The organism is Pseudoclavibacter sp. RFBI5 (assembly GCF_002931395.1).
Lineage (GTDB): Bacteria > Actinomycetota > Actinomycetes > Actinomycetales > Microbacteriaceae > Pseudoclavibacter.
In genome coordinates, this window is the sequence record NZ_PSYA01000023.1 from 1 (window position 1) to 3,706 (window position 3,706).

Genomic DNA, 3,706 nt, shown 5'->3' on the forward strand with positions numbered 1-3,706 from the left:
CCCCCGCTGCCCCCGCGCCGCCGGGTTTCGGGATGGGTTTCGCGCTTCGGGATGAGTTGCAACCCATCCGCGTGCGTGTATTCCATCCCGAAACTCCACTGGCCGCTTGGTGACGCCGCCCGCCCGAGCGCCGCTCGCAACGCCCCGCCCCCGCGCCGCACCCGCCGTCCCCGCGCCGCCGGCTTTCGGGATGGGTTCCACGCTTCGGGATGAGTTGCAACCCATCCGCGTGCGTGTATGTCATCCCGAAACTCGCGCCGGTTGCGCCGGCCGCCTCGGGCTGGGCGCTTCGCGCCGGCGCAGGCCCGAGTAGAGCGAAAGCCCAGGCACGGCCCCCAAGGTGGGGAGGGTGTGTCGGTCAGGTGGCCGGCGGTCGGGAACGAGGGGAACGCCCATGGCTACGTTTGTGCTCATCCACGGTGGAGGATCGTCGAGCTGGGACTGGCACCTTGTGGTCCCGAAGCTGGAGGAGGCGGGCCATCGCGCGGTCGCCGTCGACCTGCCGATCGAGGAGCCGGGTCTGTCGCTCGTCGACTACGCGGACTCGGTCTCGGCGCAGCTCGACGAGGCGAGGGGCGACAGTTCCGACGGCGACGGGCAGGGGGAGCAGCTGGTGATCGTCGGCCACTCGCTCGGCGGCTTCTCCGCCGCTCTCGTGGCTGAGCGTCTCGACGCCGACGGGCTCGTCTACGTCGCGGGCATGATCCCCAAGCCGGGCCAGACGATGCAGGAGTGGTGGGCGGCGACGGGCCACAGCGCGCTCGGCGTCGATGCCGAGGACGAGCTCGTGTACTACAACCTCGTGCCGGACGATCTTGTGGTCGACGCGAAGGCGCACGTGCGCGAGGAGTCCGGCTCGTGGATGGATGCGCCGTGGCCGGGCGTCGGGCGCGAGGTCCCCACGGGGTTCATCGCGCCTGAGGACGACCTGTTCTTCCCGCTCGAGTTCGCGAAGCAGCTCGCCCGCGACCGTGCGGGGGTCGAGGCGGTCGTGGTCCCCGGAGGCCACTACGTCGCCATCGGCGCGCCTGACCCGCTCGCGAGGGCCCTCGCGGAGTTTGCTGACGGCCTCTGACCGGGAGGCTGGGTACGCTCGTCAGATGCAGCAGCTCACCGAGGCCCAGATCCGGGATGCGTTTGTCAACGCCTCGCGCAAGGAGGTCAGCGACCTGACGTTGCTACCTGGGTTCCACGACGTGGACTGGGAGCGGCGCGACTACCTCGGCTGGACGGACCCGAAGCTTGGGCGTCGCGCCTACGCGGTGATCCCGGTGGACGGGGACCTCGTGGCGATCATGTTCGAGCGTGCGCGGAAGCTGCCGACTCGGCGCGCCATGTGCTCGTGGTGCGAGGACGTGACGCTGCCCAACGACGTCGTCTTCTACAGCGCGAAGCGCACCGGCGACGCAGGCCGTCGCGGGGATACCGTCGGCACGCTCGTCTGCGCCGAGTTCGAGTGCTCGACGAACGTGCGACGCCTTCCCACGTCGGCGTACATCGGCTACGACCGTGAGGCGGCCCGCGAGCAGCGCAAGGAGAACCTGCGGATGCGCGCTGCGAGCTTCGCGAGGAACCTGCGCGACGGGGTCTGAGCGCCATCCACCGGATGTCGCTCGGCGTCTACTTGCCGGCGACTGCCTTGGCTGCGCGGTGGGCGATGACGAGGCTCAGGATGACTCCCGTGAGCGTCGAGATCACGGCGAGGGAGAGCGCGACGAGGTACGGCGCGACGGAGTTGGCGGAGAGCACCGAGACGATCGCGAAGACGATGCCGGCGCCTGCACCGGTATTCGCCGGGCGCAGTGCCGCCTCGTGGCCGGCCCGCCAGGCTTCGTCGGATGCGCGAGTCGCTGCGGTGCGCAGACCCGCGTACCCCCAGCGATCGAGACGCCCGTCAGCTCCCCAGCGGACCGTGAGCATGCTCATGAGGTTGCCGACGACGAGGATCACTGCCACTGCGATGGCGGCAGGGAAGCTCGGGGGCTGGAGTTCGATCACCAGGTGATGAGGTCGGCTCGGAGTCAGACGAGGGCAGCGGCGGCAGGACTCCGGGGAGTCGTGCTCGCACGCTTACGCGCGCTTCTGCTCGTAGCCGCTCGCGTCGTCGTCTTCGTCGGCGTCATCATCGTCGAGGTACTCGGACCACTTCGAGAGGATGTCGTCGTTGGGTTCTTCAGTGGCTGGCGGACTCGCCGGGTAGCTCGAGGAGCCACCGGAGAGTTCACGTGCCAGCGCGTCATAGTTCGTCTCATGTACGGAGTACTTGAGCTCACGGGCGACCTTGGTGTGCTTCGCCTTTTGACGGCCACGCCCCATGCGTAACCCCCTTATAATTCGGGCCGGGCAGGAATGGCCACCCGGTCGCAAGTCGTTAACGAAAATCTGACGCTCACATTACCACGGCGGCCGAGCGAATCTTCGGTGCGCCGACCCGGCCGCGTCACTCTGCGTCTCTAGACTGTGGCCTACCGGACCCGAGCTCGTCGACAGTCCGATGTACCCGCAGAGCTGCGCCCGCAGCGCCTCGACAGGAAGCCGGACGTGCTCACCGTGAAGACCGACATCGACCTCGTCGTCATCGGCGCGGGTGTGCCAGGTGTGACGGTCGCTGCGACGCTCGCCGAGATGGGCCTCCGGCCGCTGCGGGATTTCGTGGTCTTCGATGCCGAGCCGCAGCCCGGCGGATCCTGGGGACGCGGATGGGACTTCCAGACGGTGGGGCACACGCCCCTGCTCTCCGGCCCGCCTGGGCTCTCTGAGCTGGGCATCCGTCTCAGCGATCAGGATCCTGAGGCCATCGTCCGCGACATCATGCCCCCGCTCATGCGGCGCTATGAGGATGCGTACGACCTGTTCGTGGCCCGCCCGGTGCGGGTGCTGCGCGTCGAGGCGATGCGGCGTTCGCCGTTGCTGACGCTGCACATCCAGGTGGGGGACCGCCCGCCGCGCACGATCACGACGAGGTACGTCATCAACGCGACTGGCGACTGGTCGTCGCCGTTCGTGCCCTGGTATCCGGGTGCCCTCGACTTCGCCGGCCAGCAGCTGCCGTCCGCGCACATCGAGTCGCTGGCGGGATTCTCGGGCAAGCGGGTGCTTGTCGTGGGCGGTGGGCGCTCGGCGGTGACGATCCTGCGCGAGCTGGAGCCGATCGCGGCGAAGACGGCGTGGTCGACGCGTCGTGAGCCCGACTTCCACGAGCTGCCGCGCCTCACGCTGCCGTCGCGGACCGATTCCCGGCAGCGGGAGATGGATGCACGCCACGAGGCCGAGTTCGTCCGATTCGTCGAGCGAGGGGAGCGCCTGCCGAGCGAGGTGAGCGTGCGCGGCATCCCACTCTCGAGGGGGACCCTCGCTGCGGTTCGGCGGGGGCTGCTCGTCTCGCAGGGTCCTCTCGCGAGCGTTCAGCCGGATGGGGTGACGTTGGCGAGCGGTGAGCGCTTCGAGGCGGATGCGATCATCTGGGCGACGGGGAGTCGTCCCACGATGCGCCATCTCGCCCCCCTGCAGCTGCGCGAGCAGGGCGGCATGGCTCGTCTGCGCGACGGGTGGAGTCGCCGGGACAATCGAGTCGCGCTGCTCGGCTACGGAACGAACCGTCGGAACCCGGTGGCGGCACGCCTCGATGCCGAGCATCTCGCGGAGGGCGTCTTCGATCGCCTCGGTGAGACCCCGGCCACGGTGAAGTAGCCCCCTCCTCCCTGAC

Annotated in this window: 5 protein-coding genes; 3 read left to right on the forward strand and 2 right to left on the reverse strand. The window is 69.3% G+C overall.

The genetic code is table 11. The features are described 5' to 3' along the window. Window positions 1-394: 394 nt before the first annotated feature. Window positions 395-1,075: an alpha/beta fold hydrolase gene (locus C5E06_RS18820; RefSeq protein ID WP_104307882.1), complete on the forward strand. Its 681-nt coding sequence runs from the start codon at window positions 395-397 to the stop codon at window positions 1,073-1,075. A 25-nt stretch (window positions 1,076-1,100) separates the two neighbouring features. Next, window positions 1,101-1,592, forward strand: coding sequence for an FBP domain-containing protein (locus tag C5E06_RS18825; RefSeq protein ID WP_104240174.1), 492 nt, complete (start codon window positions 1,101-1,103; stop codon window positions 1,590-1,592). A gap of 28 nt (window positions 1,593-1,620) precedes the next feature. Here C5E06_RS18825 and C5E06_RS18830 read toward each other — a convergent pair whose 3' ends face one another. After that, window positions 1,621-1,998: an SdpI family protein gene (locus tag C5E06_RS18830; RefSeq protein ID WP_181059585.1), complete on the reverse strand. Its 378-nt coding sequence runs from the start codon at window positions 1,996-1,998 to the stop codon at window positions 1,621-1,623. A gap of 72 nt (window positions 1,999-2,070) precedes the next feature. Next, window positions 2,071-2,316 carry a DUF3073 domain-containing protein gene (locus C5E06_RS18835; RefSeq protein WP_104240175.1) on the reverse strand — a complete coding sequence of 82 codons (246 nt, stop codon included), beginning with the start codon at window positions 2,314-2,316 and terminating at the stop codon, window positions 2,071-2,073. A gap of 225 nt (window positions 2,317-2,541) precedes the next feature. Here C5E06_RS18835 and C5E06_RS18840 point away from each other — a divergent pair, with 225 nt between their 5' ends. Next, window positions 2,542-3,690: an NAD(P)/FAD-dependent oxidoreductase gene (locus C5E06_RS18840; RefSeq protein ID WP_181057695.1), complete on the forward strand. Its 1,149-nt coding sequence runs from the start codon at window positions 2,542-2,544 to the stop codon at window positions 3,688-3,690. The last annotated feature ends 16 nt before the right edge of the window (window positions 3,691-3,706 follow it).